Source organism: Saccharothrix espanaensis DSM 44229, from assembly GCF_000328705.1.
Taxonomy (GTDB): Bacteria; Actinomycetota; Actinomycetes; order Mycobacteriales; family Pseudonocardiaceae; genus Actinosynnema; species Actinosynnema espanaense.
In genome coordinates this window covers 6,267,374-6,289,093 of sequence record NC_019673.1, presented here as the reverse complement: position 1 = coordinate 6,289,093, position 21,720 = coordinate 6,267,374, and the positions used below count along the sequence as shown (strand labels likewise).

Genomic DNA, 21,720 nt, shown 5'->3' with positions numbered 1-21,720 from the left:
TCCGACGGCGTTGCAGCGCCACCGTCACCAGCCGTTCCAAGTCGACGGTCCGGTTGGCGCGACGTCATCACCACGTTCGCCATCAAGGCGAGCCGCTGGCCGTCTCCGCCGTTACGGCGACGTGATCGCGAACAGGCCCAGCCCTCGTCGTCGGCGCGTCCAGGCAGCGGCTGTTGTCGACGAACACCACCCAGTTCTCGTACTGGCTGTCGAGGCTGCTCGCGAAACGCACCGCGTCCGGACGGAGCTCTTCCGGGCCGGCGAGCAGATACTCGGTGAAAAGTTGGGTCGGAACGTAGTGGTACTGGTCGTCGTCGGTGTTGGGCTCGCTCAGCGTTTCGGCGAAGCGGCGAAGGAAGGCCAGGGCCTGGGTGTCGTCACAAGCGTCCTCGGCGAACGGGCTCGGAGGGTCCGGGACTGCAAAAGCGTCAAAGTGGAAGAGCGGTCGCGATGGCGCAAAACTGCACGCCGAGAAGGCGATGTCCGCGGACCGCGCCACCTCGTCTACTGCGCATTGCAGGGATGTGCTGCCGTAGAACGCGGATTGACCCTTCCCGGTCATCCGGTTGGCGGCACCGAATTCTGCAGGTGGGCTGCCCAGTTCGCGGGAGTTGAGGTCGAACGCGTTTTGTCCTTGCTCTCGGCAGCGCCACAAGGTCGGAGTCGCGTGCTTGAAGATGCCCTGACGGGCGGCCGCGTCGCTGATCTCTCCCAATAGACCTAGCGGTGTCGACAGCACGCTCGCCGACGATCCTCGGTGCCGGCGAGCCTGCGGGCTGACGACCGGCCCGCCGCCCCTGTCCGACCCTTCCGGGCGAACCTTGAGGGCGAAAGTCCTGCCGTGTGCGGGACCAGCGCATCTGACCCTGCCGGCCGGCCACCGGGATGCTGGGGGAAGCGACTACCCGAGGAGGCTGCGTGGACCACAGGATCGTCGTGGGTGTCGACGGCTCACCCGCAGGCCGGCTCGCGTTGACTTGGGCGATGGAGGAAGGGCGGCTGCGTGGGGTGCCTGTTCACGCCCTGCTCGTCTGGGACTGCGACGACGGCATGTTCTTCGGGCCTGTGTTCGCGGCCGTGGCCGCCGGCGCGGACCCCGGGAAGTTGCGCGAGAAAGACCGGGTCCTGTTGGACGAGATCGCCGACCGGGTCGGGGACGACGTGCACGTGGAAATGGCGGACGGCCCGGCGCGCGACGTTCTGGTGCGGGCTTCGGCGAATGCCGTGCTGCTGGTGGTCGGGAAGCCGCGTGCGGGGGTGATCCGCGAGGCGCTGCTGGGCTCGCTCAGTTCGTACTGCGTGCGCCGCGCGGTCTGCCCGGTGGTCGTCGTCCGCGAGCCGGAACAACGGCACGTCGACCCGGAACGCGCTGTCGGCCGACGCCGTTGCGTTGACCTGCGCCGGCGGGTTCGCAGTGGTGCTCTCCGGCCTGTGGCTTGAGTGCGATCCCCGGCTCGCGAGGGCGTCCCGCGAGCCGTGGCCGCGCTCCTTCACTTGCCGCGCAACTCTTTCAGTTCTCTGCGGGACAGGGTGTGAGAGGTGCTTTGCTTCGTGGTCGGCGCGGTGAGGCGCTTGATCCGCGCGGGGTTGTCCTTCAGCCGGACCTTGGCGGCGTCGCCGTACTGCTGTTGGAGGTATCTCGGCATGTCCGGCGGCGCTTGGCCGAGGCCGCTCAGGGTGACGACGATCTCGCCCAGGGCCAGGGCGCGCTGTGCTTTGTCCTTGAAGCTCATCGGACCACCACCAGCCCGCTGTCGCCCAGGTCGTCGCCGACGGTCCGCAGGTCCGCCTGGTTCTCCGCCAGGCGGCGAGTCTGGTCGGTGGCCAGGTCGAGAGCCGCGAGGTCCAGCCGGGGTTCGGGGAGCGACCCGCTCGCACCCGTCCGCTGGTGCAGCGACCTGGCGTATCGGATCGCCTTGTCGTGCGGGCTGGTGAGAACGGTGCGCACGGCGGTCAACCGGATCTCGACGTCGGTGCGCTCGATCCGGGAGAACAGCCGGTCCGCGTTCTCCAGCAGGACCGACCGGCGCTTGGCGAGCGCCGACAGCCTGTCCCGCGCGCCGTGCAGCTGGGGCGCCAGCACGTCGATCGCTTCGGTGATCAGCGATCCGTCGGCGAACTCGGAGAGGTACGACAGGTAGGCGACCGCTCCGGTGATCAGGGCGAACAGGATCGCCATGATCACCGTCAGCGTCTGGTCGCCGCCCTCGCCGTCGAGGATGAACCGCCAGGCCATGGCACCCGCGACGGCCAGCACCAGACCGATCGCGACACTCAGCTCCGTGATCAGGACCCTCTTGCTGCCACCGGAGAAGTCCCAGTTGCCGTCGGGTCGGCGGTACGCCCGGTGCCGCCGACCGAACGCCTTCATCCCCAGCGCCACACCGATCGTGCCGAGCACGCCGAACAGCACGGCCGTGCCGGCCTTCATCAGTCCGCCCGGCGTCTGCCAGAACTTCGTGAAGTCCACGTTGAGGAACTTCATCATCAGGAACGTCAGCACGAAGATGTCCAGTGCCAGCAACCGCACGATGGCCCGCTTGGACTCCGGCGTCGTCCGGCGGTGGACCACCGCGCCCTCGCCTGAGTCGTCGGCGACGGCCCGGGAGTACTGCCGATGCAGTTCGGTGGTCTCCGTGGAGTTCAACGACTCGCCGTGGGGGCCCACGTACCGCTGGTCGGCCTGCGCCGTGATCTGGTGGCAGACGACGTTGACCTCGGCGTGCAGGTTGTTGATCTTTTCGGCGAGTGGGTCGATGCGCTTGGCAACCGACCTGCGGACGGCTCGTTCGGCGCGAGTCTCGACGGCGCGGCGCAGCCCGTCCTCCAGGTTGGTCAGATCCGAGTCCGGTCTTGTACCGCTCGTGCGGTTGGACTCGGCGACCAGCTCGTGCGACTTGACGATCTTCGTGAACGGCATCGGGCCCAGCCCGAGCAGCGACGTCACGGTGTGCCCGACGGGCACCTTCGCGGACATAATCATCAGTGCTCCTCGTCGACGTCGGTGATGGTGATCTCCACCCGCCGGTTGTGGCGGGCCAGGGCTTCGGCGAAGACCCCTCCGGGCAGGTTGTCCACGATCGGCCGCGTCGAGCCGACGCCTTCCGCGGGGCCCAGGGCTCCGGCCGGTGCGCCCAACTCGGCGAGCCTGGTCCGGATGACCTCCGCCCGCCTGCGGGAGAGGTCGAAGCCCTGGTCACCACTGGGGACAGCGGCGGTGTGGCCGGTGAACGACGCGCGACGCGTGGTGGGGCACCGGCCGAGCTGTTCGGCTATGGGCCGCAGCACGTCGTCCGCGCCGGCCAGCAGCGTCGGCTCGTTCGGCGCGAACGTCACGGCTTCGGGGAGGATCTGGCTGCCGGCGCACCGCGTCGGCGTCGCATCGACCGGTACGACGGGCACCTGCGGGCGTCCCGACACGGGTTGTGGTCCCGGTGGCGTGTCACGCCCTTCGCACCTCGTGGCACCGGACCGGACGCACAGCGCGTGCCAGAAGGCGATGACCTTCGCCTCGGCCGGGATCGGCAACCGGGGCTGCGTGCCGGACGTGACACCGATGCCGAGCATCACGACCGTGCGCCCCGACGCGTCCGGTATCAAGCCGCGCGCGGCGAGGTCGTCGGTGGTCGTCGCCACGTCGAAGTCCCAGCCCAAGGTGCGCAGGTCGACCGGATCGGCGGTCTGCACCCCCGAGGAGATCAGCACGACCGTGCCCGGTGCGGGTGTGGCCTGCACGGCGCGGCGGAACGTGCCGAGCAGGTCGAGCCCACCGGCTGCCGGCGTGCCGTCGACCAGCGCGGTCCGCAGGCCGGGAAGCAGGGTGCGCGCCTTGCCGGACGCCGTATCCGGGTCCTGCTCGACCTCGGTCTCGGTCCGCATCGGGGTGAGGTCGACCCGGTGGACGTCGCCTTCGGGTCCGAAAAGGACGGTCACCGCTCCGTCACCGACCTGCGCGGCCCGCATGGCGTGGTCGAGCGCGAGCTTCTCCAGGACGTCGTTCCAGGGTACGGGCTCGGCCGCGCTCCCTGTCGCGGCGAAGGTCAACCTGGTCGATTCCGTTGTGGCGCAGGAAGAGGAGGACATCGCGGCGACCGTCGCGATCACGGCGCCCACGCGCTGCCGGAACCGCCTGCGGTTCGGTGTGGTGGTTCGTGTTGGCTTCACACGTCAATCGTCGGACAGCGAGGTGTTCTCCGACAGTCGCCAGAAATGCCGACAGAATCAGGTGGAGAACGGCACGAACAGCTCGAACTCGACCGCGTCGGTGTCGTTCGACAGCTCGGCGGCGGGGAAGGCGACGCGGAGCCTTTCCATCGCGGCACGGCTCCCCGGCAGACGGACGAGGCTCACGAGAGTGCCGCCTCGGCATGGGTACAGGCTCAGCACAACCTCTTTCGGCAGTTCCCCGCCCACGAGCGTCGTCGTCAACACCTCGCGCACGACCGCGGGTGGATTCAGGGTGTCGACGTCGGTCTGCACCGTGATGACACATCCCGCCCGGCGCGCCCGGTTCAGCACCCGCCGGGCATCGTCGTCCAGCACACCCGGGATGTGCATCTCGTCGTGGGTGCTGTGCTCCAGTTCGCAGGCGATCCACTGTGTCCGCCGGTCGCCCAGCGCGACCCGCCCGTCCACGACGCCCGCCAGGAACGGCAGCACCACGCGACCGATTCCGGCGAGCCTGCTCGCGTGCAGGGCATGGCGACTGTCATGACCTGCGGCCTGGGTCGCGACCCGAGTACGTTCATCGTCGGTGCCCATGGCGACCCGCCCGTGGTCGGCGATGGCTACCGAGATCGTCGAGCCCATCACGACGCCGACCACGGGCGCGAGCGCGAGCGGCACCACCTCGAGCGGCTGCGCCAGGACGAAGTGCCCGGTCGCCATCGCCCAGCCCAAAGCGGTCTGGGAGACCAGGACGGCGCACACGCCCTCCCACCACGGGCGGACGACCGCCAGCACGAGCAGCAGCGGACCGACCGCGCCGATCGGCCACGACAACAACGCGCCGGGAGTGTCGGCGGGCAGCATCAGAGACGCGGACACCGAACTGATCATTGCCCAGAGCGCGGCCGCCCACGCGGCACACGATCCGACAGGGCGGCGGGCCCGCTCGATGAACGCCACGACGGTCACAGCGAAGACCGCGTACCAGAGCGCGAGCCACGGCGTCACCTGCGCGGCACCGAGGCGACCTGTCAACGGAACGGCCGCGCCGAGCAGGTATGGCAGGCACGCCGCGTACAGCGGCACGCGTACGTCCACGACTGCCGCTCGGAAGCCCCTGGCCCGGTCGGGCTTCTGGTCCGCGCCGACGCAGCTCGTCCCGTCGGGCCGCCACGACAGTTCGACCGACGTGCCGACGCCGGGTTCACTCTCGACGGCGACCCGACCTCCGACCTCGCCGATCCGGCTGAGCACCGAATCGCGCAGGCCCAGTGACGAACCGCGGATCTCGTTCGGACGGAATCCGACGCCGTGGTCGGTCACCCGCAACACGAAACCGGCCCCGTCTGCCCGCAGGTCCACGACGACCTGGTCGACACGCGCGTGACGGCGTACGTTGCGCAGCAGTTCGCGGTGGGCGGCGACAACCGCACCGGCGACGGCCGACGGCACCACGACGCGATCCGACCGCCCCGGCAACACGTGGATACCCACGCTCCTCCACCGCGCCGCGAGCAGCGGCCACAGCTCGACAGGAGCACCGACTGTGTCGTCGGGCAGGGACTCGGCGTGCCAGACGGCCTCCGCCGCCGCGCGCCTCACGTCCTTGCGGCGCAGGCCCATGGTGGCGACCGCCCGCAGCGCGGACATGATGTCGTCGTGCAGGACCCGCTGGAAGTGGCGGTGCGCCTCGCGACGGGCATGTGCCTCGGCGGCCTTGACGTGAACCCGGTGCAGCGCCTCACGTGCTTGGTCGGCCCGCTCTCCGTCGAGGCGCAGCACGGGCACGAGGTAGTAGGACGTCACGTACGCCGCGAGGTGGGGCCACTGACCCTCGATCGACGCTGCGACCCCGTCCACGACGGCATCGCACTGGAGGCTCATGAGCGTGACGACGGAGACGAGAGCGAGGCAGCAGCGGCGATCGTGGAATCCCACCAGCAGGACAACCGTCACGATCGAGGCACCCGAGGCGGCGGGCGGCACCTCCGCTGCCGGCACGACACGGGCGAGATCGCCCGCGACGGTGATACCGGCCGCGATGATCCCCTCCGCCTTGCCGAGCCGCACCCGCCACGCGCGCGTCGCCACCACGAGCAGGAAGACGAAGAACACGGTGTTGGTGGCGGTCACGGCAGGTGAGCAGGAGCGGGGATCCGGAACAGCCGCCGCCAGGGCGAACGCCACGCTCATCACAGCGAACGCCCGCTGAATACCCCGTTCGACCGCCGACCGGTACGTCCGCGCCTTCGCCGCCGGCCCGTCGCCGGCCGTCATCCCCGCGCGTCCCCTGAGGTCGAGTCGGTCGGGGTGTGTGGCGGGGAGATGGCGATGTGCCCGTCCTCCAGCATCGCGGCGACCACCTCGCCGGGTCCCGCCAGGTACAGCCCGATCGCGGCGTACCGCTTGGCCGCCCGGTCGAGGTAGGTCCGCACGCTCGACTCGCTGACGTTCAACTCCCGGGCCACCCGCCGCCGCGGCAGGCCCTTCGCGATCATGGTCAGCGTCGCCAACTCCTGCTTGCTGAAACTCAGCGCCGCACGGGGATCGGTGACCATCACGTGCGCTAGCCTGCTGGAGACGTAGAAGTGGTCGCGCGACAAGTCGCGCACCGCCTCGGCCACCCTGGACAGCGGATCGCCCTTGAGCACGAGTGCCCGCGCTCCGGCCTCGACCGCCTTCCTGATCAGCGCGGGCCGGTGGCTGCTGGTGTGCAGGATGACGTGAGGACCCGCCGCGTGGACGAACCGCACGTTCCACGCGATGTCCGGCTCGTCCGGCAGCAGCATGTCGAGCAGCACGACCTGCGGGACGGCACGTCCGGACGTGCTCCACGCCGCGATCGAGCCGTAGCCTCCCAGGTACGCGATGTCCGGCGCCTTGTCCGCCAGGTACATCTGCAGGCCGTAAAGATTGCTCTCGTGGTCGTCGATCGCCATCACCGAGATCATGCGCGCCTCCTACCGTTCACCTCCGCAATCGGCTGATCGCCACGCTCGGTTACAGTCCGCACTTCTCGGAAATATTGGCGGCCGATGGAAAGTCCACAGTGGACGACATGCCCTGGTGGCCGAAGACCTTGCGCCACGTGGTCATGGCGACCTCAGTGCTCGGGTTGAACGCCGGGCCTGTCTGGTTCGCGCTCTCGTCCCGTCGCGCGGATGTCCAGTGCTGCGCACCGCAAGACTTACGGGGAGTGGCTCTGATGCACAGGGTTCGCAAAAGTGCGGAATCAATCGTCGTAATGAGCGATGGTCGGCTGACCGCTGGGAAGTGGGGCAGTCCGCCCCGATGGCCCTGCCGGATCCTCGCTTCCTGAACCTCTGGTCCGGGATCGAGTTGCGCGCCACCCGGCGTGCACTGTGACGAGTGCCACAGCCCCGCCCGCGATCGCAGCGCCGCGTGACGGTCGGCCGGCCGCACCTGCCCTTGGTCGGCTGCAGGCAACCGTGCCTGCGCACTTCGGGCATCGGGGGCAGGGCCATGCGCTCACACGATTCCGGCGAGCATCTCTTCGTGGTCGGCGATGGCGCGGGCGGTCTCCTCCGCGTCGCCCCGCGCGACGCAAGGTCGAACCGGATGACGAACAGGTTGCGGTTGCCGGTGCCCAGCGCGCGGAGGTGCGTGAGGTCGGCGGTGCCGGACAGCACTTCGGGGTGGTGGTGCCGACGGCGGTTAGCAACTGCGGCAACAGGTTCTCGGACTCCACCGAGGCCCGCCTTGTCCCCTGCCCGCACGCGGGCCGCCGGTACCCGACCCGCGACTCGGTGCGTGACGCTGACCAGACATACCCGTCCCGGGCTGCTGCACCGGGCGTTGACCGCCTGGTCGCGGCGAGGAGCGGGCTTGGTGTCGGGTGGCGCGGACTTGCCCGCGCCGTCCGCAACGCGACGGAAGCGGCGTTCGCGGTGTGCCCCGGGCTTTGACACACGGATTGCACACTCTGTGCGTCAGGCTGGAAAGGTCGACCTTGGAACGGCCTCAAGTCAGCCCCGGCAAACAAGCGCAGCCGGGCGTGGAGGCCGGATCCGGCTGACTGCTTGCCGCTGGTGCGGAGCAAGGCCCGCGCTCACCTCGCCCGGCTCGACCGCCGACCGCAACGCGGCCTCGTCCGCGAGCCGCTCGATTCGGATCGCGGGCTCGGCGCGCAGCTCGTCCAGGACCGGCCCGTCGCCCACGACGCCCAGCGCCGGCCGCGCCGCGCCGCCGAACGCCGCCCCCATCACGAGGATCAGCAGGAACGGCAGCACGAACAGGAAGAACAGGCTGATCCGGTCCCGGAACAGCCGTCGCAGCCCGATTCCCGCGATGACCAGTGCCTTCACAGCGCGACCGCCTTCCGCGTCATCAGCAGCGCCGCGCCGAGACCGACCGCGGCGAACCCCGTCAGCGCCGCCACCGACGGCAGCACCGCGGCGACGTCCCCCGCGGCGAGGTCGGACAGCCCGAGCATGAACCACCGGTGCGGCGACGCGTAGGACGCCGCCGCGAGCACCCCGCCGACCTGGGCCACGGGGAAGAACGTGCCGCCGAGCGATCCCAGGGTGACCGCGATGGCCGCCTGCCACCCACCGGCCTGGTCGGCGGTGCGCGCGAGCGCGGCCACCACGGCGGCCACCCCGGTCGCCGCGAGCGCGCAGGCGACCACCAACAGCCCGACACCCAGCGGGTGCCCCCACCGCGCACCCGAAAGCACGCTCCTCGCGGCCACCAGCACAGCCATGCTCACCACCCCGATCACCGCACTGGTCAGCAGCTTCGCGACCAGGATCGACGAACGGCGCAGCGGTGCGGCGAGCAGCCGCGCCAGCGTGCCGTCCCGGCGCTCGTCGAGCAGGCTCGCGACCCCGAACTGGACGGTGAAGAACAGGAAGAACACCGCCATCCCCGCCGCGTAGTACGTCGTCGGGTCGAGTTCGCGCCGTGCCGCGGTGTCGGAGATCAGCGGAGGAACGTTCAGCGCACCCGCCAAGGCAGCCAACTCGGCGGGATCACGAGCGGACCCCGCGTGCACGGCCGCCGCGACGGCGACCCGCGCCGTCGTGAGCCGTTGGACGAACGAATCGGCGATCGACCGCGCCACCCGCGTCCCCAACGGGGCATCGGCACCACCCACGACACCGACGACCGCGGCGCGCCCGCTCAGCACATCGTCGGAGAACCCCTCCGACAACACCAGCGCGGCGGACGCCTCGCGCTCGTCCACCAACCGCCTGGCTTCCCCGGCATCGGGTACCACCCGGAAGTCGGCAGCGCCACTGTCCCGCACGGCGGGCAGCACGGTGTCCACGAAAGACGCCGCGATCGGCCCGCGGTCCTCGACCGCCACCGCGAAGTGGAACGGGCCCGAGCCGTCCACCCTGCCCAGTACCAGGTTCAGCACCAGCGTGAGCCCAAGCGGCAGGAGCGCGTAGACGTACACCGAACGGTCCCGCAAGCGTTGCCGCACTTCCTTCGCCGCGATCAGCAGGATGAGCCGCACCGGGTCACCTCTTGAGCGCTTTGCCGGTCAGGTGCAGGAACACGGTCTTCAGATCGGGCTCGGTGACCTGTACCGACCGCACGGACACACCGTCGCGGGTCACCGCCGCCAGCACCTCGGGCAGGCAGATCCCGGCGTCGGTCACGACCAGCTCCACCTCGTCACCGCGGGCCGGCACCGACCGGACCGCCGGCAGCGCGCGTGCGGCGGCCAGCGCGGAAGCCGTGTCTCCCTGCACCACCAGGGAGATGTGGCTCCGCTCACCGAGCCGCTCGACCAGTTCACGTCGAGTCCTTCGGCTATCAGACGTTCCGCGTCGATCACGCCGCCCCGGGTCGCACAGGCGTTCCGCTTCCTCCATGTAGTGGGTGGTGTACAGGATCGCCATGCCGGCCGCCGCGAGTTCGCGGACGTTGTCCACGATGGCGTTGCGGCTCTGCGGGTCCACACCCGCCCTCGGCTCGTCCAACACCAGCAACAGGGGCTGGTGCAGCAACCTTGCACCGACGTTGAGCCGCCGTTTCATGCCACCCGAGTACTCCCGCGCCAAGTCGCCGGCGCGGTCGCCGAGCCCGACGACCTCCAGCACGTGGTCGATACGCCGGGCCGAGGCTCGGCCGGAGAGCCCGTACAACCTGGCGAAGAACCGCAGGTTTTCCCGCCCGGTCAGGTCCGGGTAGAGCGCGAGTTCCTGTGGCACGTAGCCGATCCGCCGCTTGGCCGCGGCCGAACCGGCGCTCACGCCGTACACCAGGACCTTCCCCGAGTCCGGTGCGAGAATGCCCGCGACCATCGAGATGGTGGTGCTCTTGCCCGCGCCGTTCGGCCCCAGCAGCCCGTACGTCTCGCCTTCCGACAAGTGGAAGCTGACGTCGTCGACCGCTGCCAGGTCACCGAAATTCTTGCGCAGACACCGGCATTCCAACGCGGGCCGGGCTCCCGTCGCCGCCTCCTCCCGCTGTCACGACGACGACCGGGATTCGCGCGTGTCGCAGGCAGTGGCCGATGACCGGTCCGATCACCGACACCTTCCCCCTGCGGTAGCCGTGACCGCCCAGCACCAAAGCGTCCGCGTCCGTCAAAATCGCCACCAGCACCGGCCCCGCCGCACCACGTGGCACCCGCGCCTCGATTTCGACATCGCCCGCGTCGATCACCGAGATCGCCTGGTCCAGCTCGCGCTGGTGCAGCGCGGTGAACGCGTCGGCGGGAGTCAGCTGTCGATCATCTGACGGCGGCGTCGGCCGCACCCGGCACACCGATACGGCGACCACTCGTGCCCCGACATCGCGGGCGTGCGCCACCGCCCACGTCAGGGCCGCCGTGCTCGCCGGCGACCCGTCCACACCGACCACGACCACAGGTTGTCCAGTCATCGCCTTCTCCCTCTCGCACAGCAGAACGGCGGGTGCGGATCTGCTTCCGCACCCGCCGCGAGGTCACTACCGGAGCCACGCGTTGTCCCGCACCGAGGGGATTCGGGCCCACCGGCGGCCGAGGCCCCAGGTGTCGCCGGCGTTCGTCCACGCCACCGCGATCAGCGCGAGGGCGTAGATCACGTGGTAGTCGACGATCGGGTTGGTCGACATGGTCGCCTGGCCGGCCGAGTCGACCTGGGCGAGCGGCCACTCGGCGGCCCACATCAGCAGCATCATCAGCGCACCGGCGATCGCGGCGAGCCGCAGGCCGAACCCCGCCGTCACGGCGACGCCGATCGCGAGCAGCCCGAGCATGAACAGCAGGTCCGCCCAGCCCGCGCCGGCCCAGGCGTGGAACGTCGACTCGAACGGGCCGACGGCGACGCGGCTCAGGAAGCCCTTGGTCGGCGACCCGCCGTTGAACCACGCGCCGGCCGACTTCGTGGCGTAGCCGAGCCCGAAGGCCTTGTCGAAGAACGCCCACAGGAACACGAACCCGGTGGCGATCCGCAGCACGGCGAGTGCTTTGGTGCCCACGTCGGTGCGGGCGGTGGTGTCGGCGGTGGTGTCGGCGGTGGTGTCGGCAATCGCGGTCATGACGCCTCCTTCTCTGTCGTTGCACCCAGCCTCGCAGCGGGTCACTCGCCTGTGAGCGGAAGAAAGTCCTCGTTCCACAGGGACAATCGCGGCTCATTGGGCGCTGTTCGTCGTGCCGAAGGTCCTCGACCGAACGGCCGCGGTCGGGTCAGGCGTTGAGCCCGTGCGCGATGAACGTCGAACGCACCTGGGAGACCAGCACCGCGGTGGGTGTCGGGGTGCCCGCGAGGGCGAACGGGGTGCCGAGTTTCGCGTACTTCGGCGCGCCCAGCTTGTGGAACGGCAGCACGTCCACGCGTTCCACCTCCGCGAACAGCCCGGACAGGTCCCGCCACAACGCCGCTGTCCTCGGCGTCGGACCGGCCAGAAAGCCCGCATCGCCTTCGTACGGCGTGTAGTTGTCCTGCACGAACCCGCGCACGTCGATCTCCCGCCGCCAGCCTTCGCCGCGGAACCCGGTCCACGCGTCGAGACGTTCCTCCGTGGCGGTCATCGGGTCAGCACCACCTTCAGCGCTCCGGTCTCGCCCGCCCGCGCGAACACGTCGTAGGCGGCATCCATCTCGGACATCGGGAAGTGGTGCGTGACGAACCTGCCGGCGTCCAACCGGCCCGCCGCCAGCATCTCCAGCAGCGTCGGCGTGGACACCGTGTCGACCAGGCCGGTCGTGATGGTGACGTTGCGGATCCACAGCTTCTCCAGGTGCAGCACGGCGGGCAGCCCGTGCACACCGATGTTCGCGACCCGGCCCCCGGGCCGGACCAGCCGCGTGCACAGCTCGAACGTGTCCGGAACACCCACGGCCTCGATCGCGACGTCCGCGCCCAACCCGCCGGTCAGCTCCGCGACCACCCGCTCCGGATCCTCGTCCGCCCGCACCGTGACGTCCGCCCCGAACTGCTTGGCAGCCTCCAACCGCGCCGGTACGAGGTCGACGGCCACGATCCGAGTGGGGCTGAACAACTTCGCGGTCTCGATCGCGGCCAGCCCGATCGGCCCCGCGCCCACCACGACCACGGTCTGTCCGGGCTGTACGTTCCCGTTGCGGACACCGACCTCGAACGACGTGGGCAGGATGTCCGACAGCATGACCGCCGACGAGTCATCGACGTTGTCCGGCACCAGGTGCGTGGAGAAATCGGCGAACGGCACCCGCACCCGCTCGGCGTGCGTCCCGTCGATCGTGTGCCCGAGGATCCACCCCCCGCCGCCGAGACACTGCCCGTAGACACCGGCCCGGCAGTACCGGCAACGCCCACACGCGCTGATGCACGACGCCAGCACCCTGTCGCCCGGCTGCACCGAGGTGACCGCCGCACCGACCTCCTCCACGACCCCGACGGCCTCGTGCCCGAGCACCCGCCCGGCCTCGACCTCCGGCACGTCGCCCTTGAGGATGTGGAGGTCCGTGCCGCAGATCGTGGCGGCGGTGACCCGGACGACCGCGTCGGTGGGCCCGACCAGCACGGGGTCGGGCACGTCCTGCCAAGACCGCTGCCCGGGACCCTGGTAGACCATCGCCTTCATCGCGCGCCTCCTCGCTGTGGTTGGTACGCCTTCCAGCCTCCGCTCGCGGCACGGGCACGAGGAGAGCCCGAGGCCCCTGCCGCCGCACCCGAAGGTCCCGGTCGCACCAAGGCGCTGTGCCACTCACGTGCACGAGCCCGCCGAGTTCGCCGTGACCAGTGGAAGGGGCGGATGCGTGGTCGACCCCTCCAGGACGATCACCGAAACGGTCGACGCCGGGGCTGGCGGCACAGGGCCATCACGCAGTCGCAGCCCACCTCTGCGGGTCGGTGCGGGCCTGTGCCAGTTGGTCAAGCTGTTGGCGACTGGCATATCCGGGCCGCGGGGGTGGGCCGCTCCGATCCCGTTGTGCAGGCGAAGGGCCTCGCACCGGTACGCCCGGCGGGCAGAACAGGACGGACCAAGCGCCGGTGGTGCTGATCCCGGGGGTAGTGAACCGGTCGTGCACGGTGACACCGCTGGGCGTCGACGCCCGGCTCCCGGTCCCGCGCCGCTCACGGTGTGGAGACCGTCGCGGCCGAGGCGTGATCGTCGTCGCGAAGTTGTCCGAGGCTTGGGGCGTGCGGTCCTTGGCGAGCGGAAAGACCGTGTGGGTGCGGATTCCCTGCGACGAAAACGAGTGCGGCACCAGGGCGTGCCCTCACCGGTGATCGACCGAGCCAAGTGGCAGTGCCTGATGCCCCGCTCCTCCGGTCCCGGCCAGGCTTGTCGCTCGGTACGCGGGCGGTGTTCGTCAGCGCCGGACGGGCGGGGTGAACCTCAGAGGTCGTCCGGTGCCGATGCGCTCGTCACGGTCTGTACCTGTGCCACGTCGAGGCTGGGATCGTTCGAAGGCGTGACGGCGGTACGGCGCGTGTGTCGTGGTTGCCTGCGGAGTGTCCGGCGCACTGCCAGGATCACGAGGATGAGAACGATGAACAGTGCGAGTACGGCGACCGACTGAGTGCTCATGCCTCCAGCCGCATCGGAGGTCGTCGCGTTTGGCGACACGTGAGTTCCTCTCTGCTCCGCGTGGGCGTGCGGCCCGACCTGTTCATCGCCGAGTTCTGAAGGGTCGTTTCGATCGCCTGCCGACGCCACTCGGATGGCGGCGGGTTCGTCGAGCCTGTAACGATCTGCGTGTCCGCGCCGGTGATCGCTGAGCGGAGGAGCAGCGCAATGCCGGCGCAGCCAGTGGACCGCTGGACTGAAGCGCCCGGCTACCGGAACCATGCCTGCCCACGCGCACATCCAGGCACACGACGTCGACCCCACCCGATCGTGGGCGACGTCCCGCTGGAAGGCCCTTCCGACGTACCAGGAATGCGGAGCGCGTCACATCGATGAGCACCATGGCGTCCGGCGCGAAGCGAGCTGACGGTGGCGATGGGGAAGAAGACCTTCGACGTGTGGCCGTGCGTTGTGGCCCAGGAAGTACATCGTTCAAGGGCGGGCGCACGACGTGCACCGGTTGTGAGGTGAAGTCGTCGGTGAATCTCCCGCGCAAGCGTCCGTGCCGCCGGTGCTCGGTCTTGGCGGCAGGGACATGGGCTGTCGGCGTCGCGCGATAGAGGTGGCTCTCGCCCGGTCGACGTCGGAGCTCCGGTACACCCGTTCCGGTATTGGCGCGAGGGTGGAGGGTCAGACGCGTGGACCGAGGCCGTAGAAGTGCTGGAAGCTCACGATCAGCCGGTGCCATAGGTGCGGAGCCGATGCGGTCCTGGACGCCGGGCGCGCGGATGCTGTCGTGGACGAAGACACGTTGCACACGTACCTCGAACGACACGATGGCCCCGCGCAGGCCCTCATCGTCGGCTGCCATTTGGTGCACCGCCTCGACGATCGCCTCCACGACGACGGTGGCATTCCGCGACGCGAGGCTGCGACACCGTCTCCGAGGCCACGAGCGTGAGCCCGGCGCGGTGGAACTTCGCCTCGACGTGCCGGTATCCGCACAGCGGCTTCCGCTCGGGCACCGGATCCACCCCGATGGTCAGGGCCAGCCGGTCCACCGCCCCGGCGAGGTCGACGGAGGGCAGGTTGAGGACGCACTGGCGGGTGCGCGACATGTTCCGAGTCGTCTGCGAACTGGCCTCCAGGCCGAGGAGCGCGCGCGAGCCGAGGCAGAACGCCGAGGACATCGGCGCGAGGTTGGGTGTGCCGTTCTCGTTGTCGCTGAAGATCCGCACAACCGGCGTTCCGAGTAGAGGATCGCGGGCTCGATCCCGGAATGCACGGGTGGCGGGTTGCTCCTAGGACGAAGCCTGCCCGCGTCGTGGTCATGGCACTCGCCGAAATCGGACCTCGTGCCGCGGTCGGCCCAGAATCGGCCGAACGACTTTGGAGTCGGTCGGTGTCGTGGACACCGACCGACTCCGTCCCGCACGATCGGTCGGTCGGTGCGGTCGAAGGGACGATCATGTCACTGTGGTCGCCGAACACCATGACAGGTGGTTCAGATCGGCCGCGCCAGCACAGGTGAAGCCACCAGTGACAATCGACCCACGCGCAGGACAACCGCGATGGATCTGTAGCCCGCCGGAGTGGGCGGGCTGCTCACTTGCGCGAGCGGCGCGCGACATCGCGCAACGACGCTGCGATCATTGCGCCGATCAAGGTGTTGAGCAGGGCCGTGACGACGCGGGTACCGGTGCCCGCGTCGAAGCCGAGCGGCAGGACCGCGGCGATGACCGCCAGGAGCTGGACGATCCGGGTGAAGAAGTGCACCGCGTCCGGGGTCGTGGCGAGCATCAGCTGCAGCAGACCGGTCGCGGCGAGCGCCGCTGCGGCGGCGACCACGGCATAGCCGACGGTGCCGGCTGTCCCTCCGACCGCGTCGCCGGTCGGGGCGAGTACGGCGATGTCGAGCGCCCCTCGGGCGAACAGGATGCCGGCGACGGCGAGCAGCCCGGCCACGAACGCCGTGGCCGTGCCATCCGCCCATAAGAGTCCGGGCGAGTACGGGCGTAACGGGTGCGCGTCGTCTTCTGACGAGGACTTCGACTCGAAGTGGGTCCTGGGCGCGGGGTGCTGGATCTCGTACGTGTCACGTCGTTGTTTCACAGCGTTCTCCCTGTGCGGGCGGCGGTCACCGCGGCGTTGCGCTTCACATCCCCCCGAGCTTCGACTGTCCTCCAGTCGGCGGCACCGCACGTCTGCCGAAAGTCCCTACCGAACAGGGCACTAGGCCGCTGAAGCGGCGAAGCCGTGAGGTCGCAGATGCCTGGAGTCCCGCCCCTGCGCCCAGATGAACAGGCGACACCAGGGCAAGTCGGGCCGGTTGCCGGGTATCCGCGCTCGACGGAACGAACGCCCGATCGGGCACGGGGTTCTCGATCCGGGGCGAGCGTTCCCCAAAGCTGCCCCGAGCGGGCCGCAGTCCCGGCTCCGGCGCCGGCCATGAGGGCGAAGACTTCGATGAGAGGTTTCCGCCCAGTTCGACTCCTCCGAAGGCGAGCAACCCGTCAGCCGCAGTAGGTGGGATCGACCGCTGTGGGTTTGCGGTCCTTGGGTGACTGCGCGCCCAGGCTGTCGTAGAACGCCTTGTGCCATGGATCGCCCTGCGAGACAAGAAACTCTGTGATCACGCCGCCGAGTTCGCGGCACCGCGCGGGATCGCCCTTGCGCATGCCGATGCCATACATCTCGGGACTGATCGGGTGGTCTTGTCCGTCCCACATCACGGTGCCCGCAAGGCGGTCGTTCGCCTTGGCGTGCTTGTAGGCGTCCACGATCGTCTCGTCCGTCACCGCGCCGACGACGCGCTCGCCCACCTCGTCGGATTTGCCGATCTCCTCGAAGCACTCGGCCTGCGACCGCCGCACCTTGGCGCCCGTCATGTACCCCTCGGCGGTGGTCCCCTTCACCACGCACACCAGTTCCGACGGGATCGTCGCATTCTGGTGGGTGAACTCATAGAGCTTCTTCGTCGACAGCATGATCCCGGACCTGTCCCGGAAGTAGGGGCCGGCGAAGGCGAGCACGTCCTTGCGCGCCGATCCCTCACGGGCGACGCTCTTGCCGTCCATGGAGAAGTTGGCGACAACGAGGTCGACTGTGCCGTCGAGCAGGCTCTTCTCCCGTTCTCCGGGTTGCATGGGTACCAGATGCACCTCGATGTGCAGGCTGTCCTTGATGAAGCGGATGAGGGCGACGTCGAAACCGTCGTACCCGTCCGGTGTCGAGGACGGGTAGCTCCACCCCGGCAACGACCCGTTGATGCCGATGCGGACCGGCGAGGCCCACGAGGACGGGGGAAGCGCGGCGGCGGAAGTAGGTTGCCGGACGACTGCCGTGCTCTGGCCGGAGGCCGCGGTGTCGGCCTCACCGTGGCCGGTGGAGACGAACCGGACGATGGCGATCGTAGCGGCGACGACCACGACAGCTGCCACCAGCGGGATGATTCTTCGGAGAATGGTCCGTCGAGCAGTCATGTGTGGATCCCTGTCGATTCGGTGGGAGGAATCTGCGAGCAGTTGCTCAGTGACCGACACCGTCCGGTGTGGACACTCGCGCGCTCATCGCCGCCGCCACGATGTGTCCGCACGCCGCAGCGGGGATGGAGATCGCCAACGACGCCAGATTGGCCACGGGCCATAGCATGACGGTGGCTACCGCCGCCAGAACGGGGGAGAACGTGAGCAACCACGGATCGGTCAGGTGCTTGTGCAACGCCGAGCGCCGCCCGGGTCTCCGTGGCCAGTCGGGGTGGAACCGGTCCAGCAGGTCGGCCGCCTTCTCGGCGACCATCCGACTGTCGTCGTCGATCATCGGAACGACCAGGGCGCGAACCCGGACCTTGACGGCGGCGGTGCCGGTGTGGAACAGGTCCTCGAACTTGTCCAGCACCGCCGCGCGCGCGGCGGGTTCCCTGCTGACCAGGTCTCGCGCCATGTCCTCGGGAAGTGCCCACGCGCCGTTGAGGCCGCGGTTGCGGACGACCCCGAGGTGCTCGGCCGTTCCGCTGGAGCGCTGGTGTGGCTCTTCCCGTCGTTCGTCGAGGAGTCTCGCCCGCAGGTAGGGGAAGACCCTGGGGAACGACAGCAGTTCGCCGAGGCCGGGTACGCCGGTGGTGAGCAGTTCGAGCAGGAGACCGGTGAACACCGTGTGCGGAGCGTCCCGCAGCGCGATGGCGCGGCTGTTCGGTCCGACGGCGGCCAGCGTGTAGGCACCGGTCACGTCGAAGAGCTGTCGTGCGTCGGCGGCCATCGCCTCGGTCAGCGCCATACCCGCGAAGCAGGTGTCGACGATGACGATGCGGTTGGCGGGGACGCTGTGGTGCAGGACGTCGCGGATCTCCGCGTAGGGCAGTGCGTCCCGCCACCAGAGGGTGCGTGCCAGGTCGGTGCCGGGGAGGAAGAGGAACAGTTCGTTGCCGCCCGGGTCCTTCGGGAAGGCGTGACCCGCGACGTAGAGCAGGAAGGTGTCCGTGGCCTTGCGCGCGGTGGTTTCGATGGTCCGGAGGATGTGCGTGGCGTCGTCGACGTCGACGAGGTCGATGCAGTGGTCGGGGAGGAAGCTCCCGTGCTCGTGGTCGGTGAGTGCGGCGATGAGGTCGGTGACGTTGCCCCGCACTGCGGGCAGCGGCCGGTCGACGAGGTCCCCGGAGTACTTGGTGGTGCCGAGGAACACGGCGTAGGACTTGTCCGGGTCGGGGAGCCGCATCGTCAGTCCTCTGTCGCTTCGATGCGGTGCCCGGTGCCCCCGTCGAGCATCAGGCGGGTCACGACGACCGCGTCCGACTGTCCCGTCAGTTCCACCGTCCGTTGACTGCCGTCAGCCTCCTTGACGGTGAGTCGCAGCTTCACGGCTCGTCCCCGCTCGCGTTCCGCGAGGTAGGCGAGGATGGCTTTGACCAGGGTGGGCACCACGGTGACGGCGGCGATCAGGACGAATTCCGCACCCAGCGTCGATTCCGGCGGTCGCCCGGGAACGGCCCGGATCCGGCCTCCCAGCGCCGGGTCTCGGCTCAGCCAGCGCCAGAGTCCGTCGTCACGGCCGTCCACCACGATGGGCAGTGTCACGCGTTCTCCTGTTGTCATCCGCGTTCCGTACTGGTGCGGGCTCGTCGGTGGAAGGCGATGTCGGCGACTAGTGCCGTCTGCGTCTGCAACACCATGTCCCGAGGTGTCGGGCAGGCGTTACCGGAATGGCGGCATCGTTACCGTTCCGAGGCATCGGCGGTTGATTATTTCTACTCGAAATGGAATTCCTCGAAAAGATGTGCGACAAGACCTTGTCCCATCGGGGTAGTAGTTCCCTTGCGGTGATCGTGTCGACCTGTGCGCCGTGCGGCGGGTGCGGCAAAGCCGGTTCGATTTCTTTGTCGCCGAGTTCCGGTCGTGGCCGCTGCGGGCCGGGGACTTCGTACGTGCCGGCCGAAGAGTCGGCGTGCTGCTCGACGATTCGCATCCCGAGACCGGAACCGGGGTTGTCGTCGCCGGCGGTGAGGCGGGGGATCTTCGCGCTGGTCGGCATGGCTGTCCTGGAGGGTGTGGTCACTGCTGTCCCCGATTTTTCGGGGTTCGCAACGCACGTTCTCTCCGAGATGCGCAGCGAACGGGTGAAACTGTCTCGTGCAGGTAGACCGTATGTCTTGGTGGGTAACGTGGATCGGCCGGTGCCGATCACACCATCAGGTCCGAACCAGCTTCGAGGGGGTGGGTTCCGGTGTACTTCTCGCGAAGTTCTGGTCGGTTCTTCGACGACGATGATCTGAACGCGGTGATCGACCGTGTTGCCGCACGGCAGTCGCTGGTGATCTACGCGGGCGCGGGTGTCACGATCGACCGGACCGGTTTGAGTTGGCCGGCCCTCGTCGAGAACCTGTTGAGCAGGCAGAAGTCGCCCGCGGTCGCGGATGCGATCATGAAGACCAACACCCCGTTGCAGGCTGCTTCCGTCGTTGCCAAGCTGTACGCCGACCGTTCGGTCGGATGGGAGACCGTGCTCGTCAACGACATCAGGACCCTGCTGTACGGCGGGCGGGCGTGGCAGCAGGGCGAGCTCGCCCGAGCCGTGGTCAGCCTGGCCGCTGAACTCGTCGACAACGGCAAGGAATTCTTCCTCACCACGACCAACTACGACGAGTTCATCCAGCAGGAGGTGGACCTGCTGAACCTGGGTCGGAGGGTCGTCGGCCTGCCGCCGGTGGAAGCGCGCGTGTCCGTGATCGAGGAGCGTGACGCCGCGCTTGGTTTCGAAGTCGCCGACCACACCCGGCCCGGCCAGATCCTGCACCTGCACGGCCACGTCCCCAACGGTGGCGGTCGGCAGCGCGCGACGGTGGTGCTCAGCGAGCGTGACTACATGGTCGCCTACGACCGCTCCAGCGCGGTCCTGGAGGAGTTGTTCAGACGCCACTCCGTGATCGTGCTGGGGTCGAGCCTCACCGACCCCCCGCTGCTGAGAGCGTTGGCCGCGACCATCCCGGAGGCCGACGAGGACCGGATTCGCGTCGCCGTGGTGCCGTTGCAGGGCATGGGTTTCCCGGCCGGGGCGGAAGCGACGGTGGACGACGTCAAGGACAGTGTGGTCGACCGGATGAGCTCGTTCGGAGTGCAGGCGGTCGTGCCCGACTTCTACTACCAGGTGGCGCAACTGGTCACGGAGATCAAGATCTGCCTGCGTCGTCGAAATCCCGCCGTGCCGAAACTGCCGACCCGGCCCTACCGGCAGCGGCTGGGAGCCTGGTGGAACTCGTGGAGCCATGAGAGCCACGGCACGCTGGAACAGCGCCAGCACGCCGACCACGACGCGCTCGACGCGGCCCTGCAGCGAATCAGGACCGCGCTGTCGGTGCCGCACGGCGAGTTGATGAAGCTGGAGATCTGGGTCCGGCGAGACCCGGTGGAGACGGGCCGGCTGTGGTTGTGGGCGTCGACCGCGAGCCTGTGGCGCAACCCGGAGATGATGCGCTACGCCGAGATCGTCGCCGACTCGGAGTACGAATCGGTCAGGGCGTTCTGCGCCGGCCGCCCGGTCATCTACCCGGACGACGGAGACACCCGCGCCGGTCGGAGCGACCGGTGGCTGACCTACCTCTGCGTGCCGATCCGACTCGACGAGAGATCCGGTGACCTGCCCGTCGGCGTCATCTCGTTGGCCTCGATGCGCCCGAAGAGCTCATCGAAGATCAACGAGCGCCACGGTGCCCGCATCGGCACCGTGATCGCCGAGCACATGAGAGCAGTCGCCGAGCTGATCATCCGGAAGTGACCGGGCACCCTCGGCTGTACTGGTCGACGCGCCGCCGGAAGTCCGCGCGGATGTCGGCCTCCAACTCGGCGCGTTGCCTCGGGTCACCCAACTCGACGCTCGACCGGACCTCGCGCTCGACAAGTTCCTCGAACGTCAGGTGCTCGGCGGCGCGGGTCCGCACGACGACTTGACCGATCCGCGCGCGAGACCATCCGTCGGGTAGATCCGGCAACTCGTACGTGTGCGCCATCTCATCACCGCCCCATGACCGGGTCCCTGTACCACGTGTATCGCCCTTCGCTGCCGTTGCGCTACTGCGCCTGGCGCCTGGCGGTCCGGTGTCGCGGTCGG

At 69.2% G+C, this 21,720-nt stretch carries 21 protein-coding genes; 2 read left to right on the top strand and 19 right to left on the bottom strand.

What is annotated here, in order from left to right:
• Positions 1–82: 82 nt before the first annotated feature.
• Positions 83–739 carry an RES family NAD+ phosphorylase gene (locus tag BN6_RS44230; protein WP_084672784.1) on the bottom strand — a complete coding sequence of 219 codons (657 nt, stop codon included), beginning with the start codon at positions 737–739 and terminating at the stop codon, positions 83–85.
• A gap of 197 nt (positions 740–936) precedes the next feature.
• On the opposite strand from BN6_RS44230, the gene BN6_RS27135 reads away from it, so the two are divergent.
• Complete coding sequence (locus tag BN6_RS27135; protein ID WP_231904757.1) at positions 937–1,440, top strand: universal stress protein; 504 nt, start codon at positions 937–939, stop codon at positions 1,438–1,440.
• Between the two features lie 50 nt (positions 1,441–1,490).
• On the opposite strand, the gene BN6_RS27130 is transcribed toward BN6_RS27135, so the two are convergent.
• The 17 genes from BN6_RS27130 to BN6_RS27050 all read right to left on the bottom strand — a co-directional run bounded on the left by BN6_RS27130 (position 1,491) and on the right by BN6_RS27050 (position 19,193).
• Entirely contained in the window at positions 1,491–1,733 is a 243-nt protein-coding gene (locus BN6_RS27130) for a hypothetical protein (protein WP_015102997.1), read from the bottom strand.
• On the bottom strand, positions 1,730–2,983 hold the full coding sequence (locus BN6_RS27125) for a hypothetical protein (protein ID WP_015102996.1): 1,254 nt from the start codon (positions 2,981–2,983) through the stop codon (positions 1,730–1,732). Before BN6_RS27125 ends, BN6_RS27130 begins: the two co-directional genes overlap by 4 nt.
• Entirely contained in the window at positions 2,983–4,113 is a 1,131-nt protein-coding gene (locus tag BN6_RS27120) for an OmpA family protein (protein WP_148303029.1), read from the bottom strand. Before BN6_RS27120 ends, BN6_RS27125 begins: the two co-directional genes overlap by 1 nt.
• Positions 4,114–4,221: 108 nt before the next feature.
• Positions 4,222–6,444, bottom strand: a complete 2,223-nt coding sequence (locus tag BN6_RS27115) for a sensor histidine kinase (protein WP_015102994.1) — start codon at positions 6,442–6,444, stop codon at positions 4,222–4,224.
• A complete protein-coding gene (locus BN6_RS27110) occupies positions 6,441–7,118 on the bottom strand; it encodes a response regulator transcription factor (RefSeq protein WP_015102993.1) in 678 nt (225 codons plus the stop codon). Before BN6_RS27110 ends, BN6_RS27115 begins: the two co-directional genes overlap by 4 nt.
• 1,035 nt (positions 7,119–8,153) lie before the next feature.
• Positions 8,154–8,492: a hypothetical protein gene (locus BN6_RS27105; protein WP_015102991.1), complete on the bottom strand. Its 339-nt coding sequence runs from the start codon at positions 8,490–8,492 to the stop codon at positions 8,154–8,156.
• The gene (locus tag BN6_RS27100) at positions 8,489–9,649 is read right to left on the bottom strand and encodes an ABC transporter permease (RefSeq protein WP_015102990.1); all 1,161 of its coding nucleotides are present in this window, start codon (positions 9,647–9,649) and stop codon (positions 8,489–8,491) included. Before BN6_RS27100 ends, BN6_RS27105 begins: the two co-directional genes overlap by 4 nt.
• A gap of 4 nt (positions 9,650–9,653) precedes the next feature.
• Positions 9,654–10,574, bottom strand: coding sequence for an ABC transporter ATP-binding protein (locus tag BN6_RS27095; RefSeq protein WP_015102989.1), 921 nt, complete (start codon positions 10,572–10,574; stop codon positions 9,654–9,656).
• Entirely contained in the window at positions 10,540–11,004 is a 465-nt protein-coding gene (locus BN6_RS27090; RefSeq protein ID WP_158509445.1) for a universal stress protein, read from the bottom strand. Before BN6_RS27090 ends, BN6_RS27095 begins: the two co-directional genes overlap by 35 nt.
• Before the next feature lie 87 nt (positions 11,005–11,091).
• Entirely contained in the window at positions 11,092–11,664 is a 573-nt protein-coding gene (locus tag BN6_RS27085) for a DoxX family membrane protein (RefSeq protein WP_015102987.1), read from the bottom strand.
• A 148-nt stretch (positions 11,665–11,812) separates the two neighbouring features.
• Positions 11,813–12,157, bottom strand: a complete 345-nt coding sequence (locus BN6_RS48100) for a hypothetical protein (RefSeq protein ID WP_015102986.1) — start codon at positions 12,155–12,157, stop codon at positions 11,813–11,815.
• On the bottom strand, positions 12,154–13,191 hold the full coding sequence (locus BN6_RS27075; protein WP_015102985.1) for a zinc-dependent alcohol dehydrogenase family protein: 1,038 nt from the start codon (positions 13,189–13,191) through the stop codon (positions 12,154–12,156). The genes BN6_RS48100 and BN6_RS27075 overlap by 4 nt, the downstream gene beginning before the upstream one ends.
• 1,784 nt (positions 13,192–14,975) lie before the next feature.
• Positions 14,976–15,359, bottom strand: a complete 384-nt coding sequence (locus BN6_RS49120; protein WP_015102982.1) for a flavin reductase family protein — start codon at positions 15,357–15,359, stop codon at positions 14,976–14,978.
• A 367-nt stretch (positions 15,360–15,726) separates the two neighbouring features.
• Positions 15,727–16,233, bottom strand: coding sequence for a DUF6069 family protein (locus tag BN6_RS44220; protein ID WP_148303028.1), 507 nt, complete (start codon positions 16,231–16,233; stop codon positions 15,727–15,729).
• 401 nt (positions 16,234–16,634) lie between these two features.
• Positions 16,635–17,561, bottom strand: a complete 927-nt coding sequence (locus BN6_RS27060) for a substrate-binding periplasmic protein (RefSeq protein WP_158509444.1) — start codon at positions 17,559–17,561, stop codon at positions 16,635–16,637.
• Between the two features lie 88 nt (positions 17,562–17,649).
• Positions 17,650–18,834, bottom strand: a complete 1,185-nt coding sequence (locus BN6_RS27055; RefSeq protein WP_015102979.1) for a caspase, EACC1-associated type — start codon at positions 18,832–18,834, stop codon at positions 17,650–17,652.
• Between the two features lie 2 nt (positions 18,835–18,836).
• Entirely contained in the window at positions 18,837–19,193 is a 357-nt protein-coding gene (locus BN6_RS27050; RefSeq protein WP_015102978.1) for an effector-associated constant component EACC1, read from the bottom strand.
• A gap of 700 nt (positions 19,194–19,893) precedes the next feature.
• Here BN6_RS27050 and BN6_RS27045 point away from each other — a divergent pair.
• The gene (locus BN6_RS27045) at positions 19,894–21,387 is read left to right on the top strand and encodes an SIR2 family protein (protein WP_041314171.1); all 1,494 of its coding nucleotides are present in this window, start codon (positions 19,894–19,896) and stop codon (positions 21,385–21,387) included.
• Here the strand turns inward: BN6_RS27045 and BN6_RS46985 are convergent.
• The gene (locus tag BN6_RS46985) at positions 21,374–21,619 is read right to left on the bottom strand and encodes a hypothetical protein (RefSeq protein WP_015102976.1); all 246 of its coding nucleotides are present in this window, start codon (positions 21,617–21,619) and stop codon (positions 21,374–21,376) included. The genes BN6_RS27045 and BN6_RS46985 overlap by 14 nt on opposite strands.
• Positions 21,620–21,720: the final 101 nt, after the last annotated feature.

Bases quoted from the DNA above. Each gene is read 5' to 3' on its own strand.
- BN6_RS27115 (WP_015102994.1), bottom strand. From the start codon at position 6,444: ATGACGGCCGGCGACGGGCCGGCGGCGAAGGCGCGGACGTACCGGTCG.
- BN6_RS48100 (WP_015102986.1), bottom strand. From the start codon at position 12,157: ATGACCGCCACGGAGGAACGTCTCGACGCGTGGACCGGGTTCCGCGGC.
- BN6_RS46985 (WP_015102976.1), bottom strand. From the start codon at position 21,619: ATGGCGCACACGTACGAGTTGCCGGATCTACCCGACGGATGGTCTCGC.
- BN6_RS27085 (WP_015102987.1), bottom strand. From the start codon at position 11,664: ATGACCGCGATTGCCGACACCACCGCCGACACCACCGCCGACACCACC.
- BN6_RS27075 (WP_015102985.1), bottom strand. From the start codon at position 13,191: ATGAAGGCGATGGTCTACCAGGGTCCCGGGCAGCGGTCTTGGCAGGAC.
- BN6_RS27130 (WP_015102997.1), bottom strand. From the start codon at position 1,733: ATGAGCTTCAAGGACAAAGCACAGCGCGCCCTGGCCCTGGGCGAGATC.
- BN6_RS27110 (WP_015102993.1), bottom strand. From the start codon at position 7,118: ATGATCTCGGTGATGGCGATCGACGACCACGAGAGCAATCTTTACGGC.
- BN6_RS27055 (WP_015102979.1), bottom strand. From the start codon at position 18,834: ATGCGGCTCCCCGACCCGGACAAGTCCTACGCCGTGTTCCTCGGCACC.
- BN6_RS27125 (WP_015102996.1), bottom strand. From the start codon at position 2,983: ATGATTATGTCCGCGAAGGTGCCCGTCGGGCACACCGTGACGTCGCTG.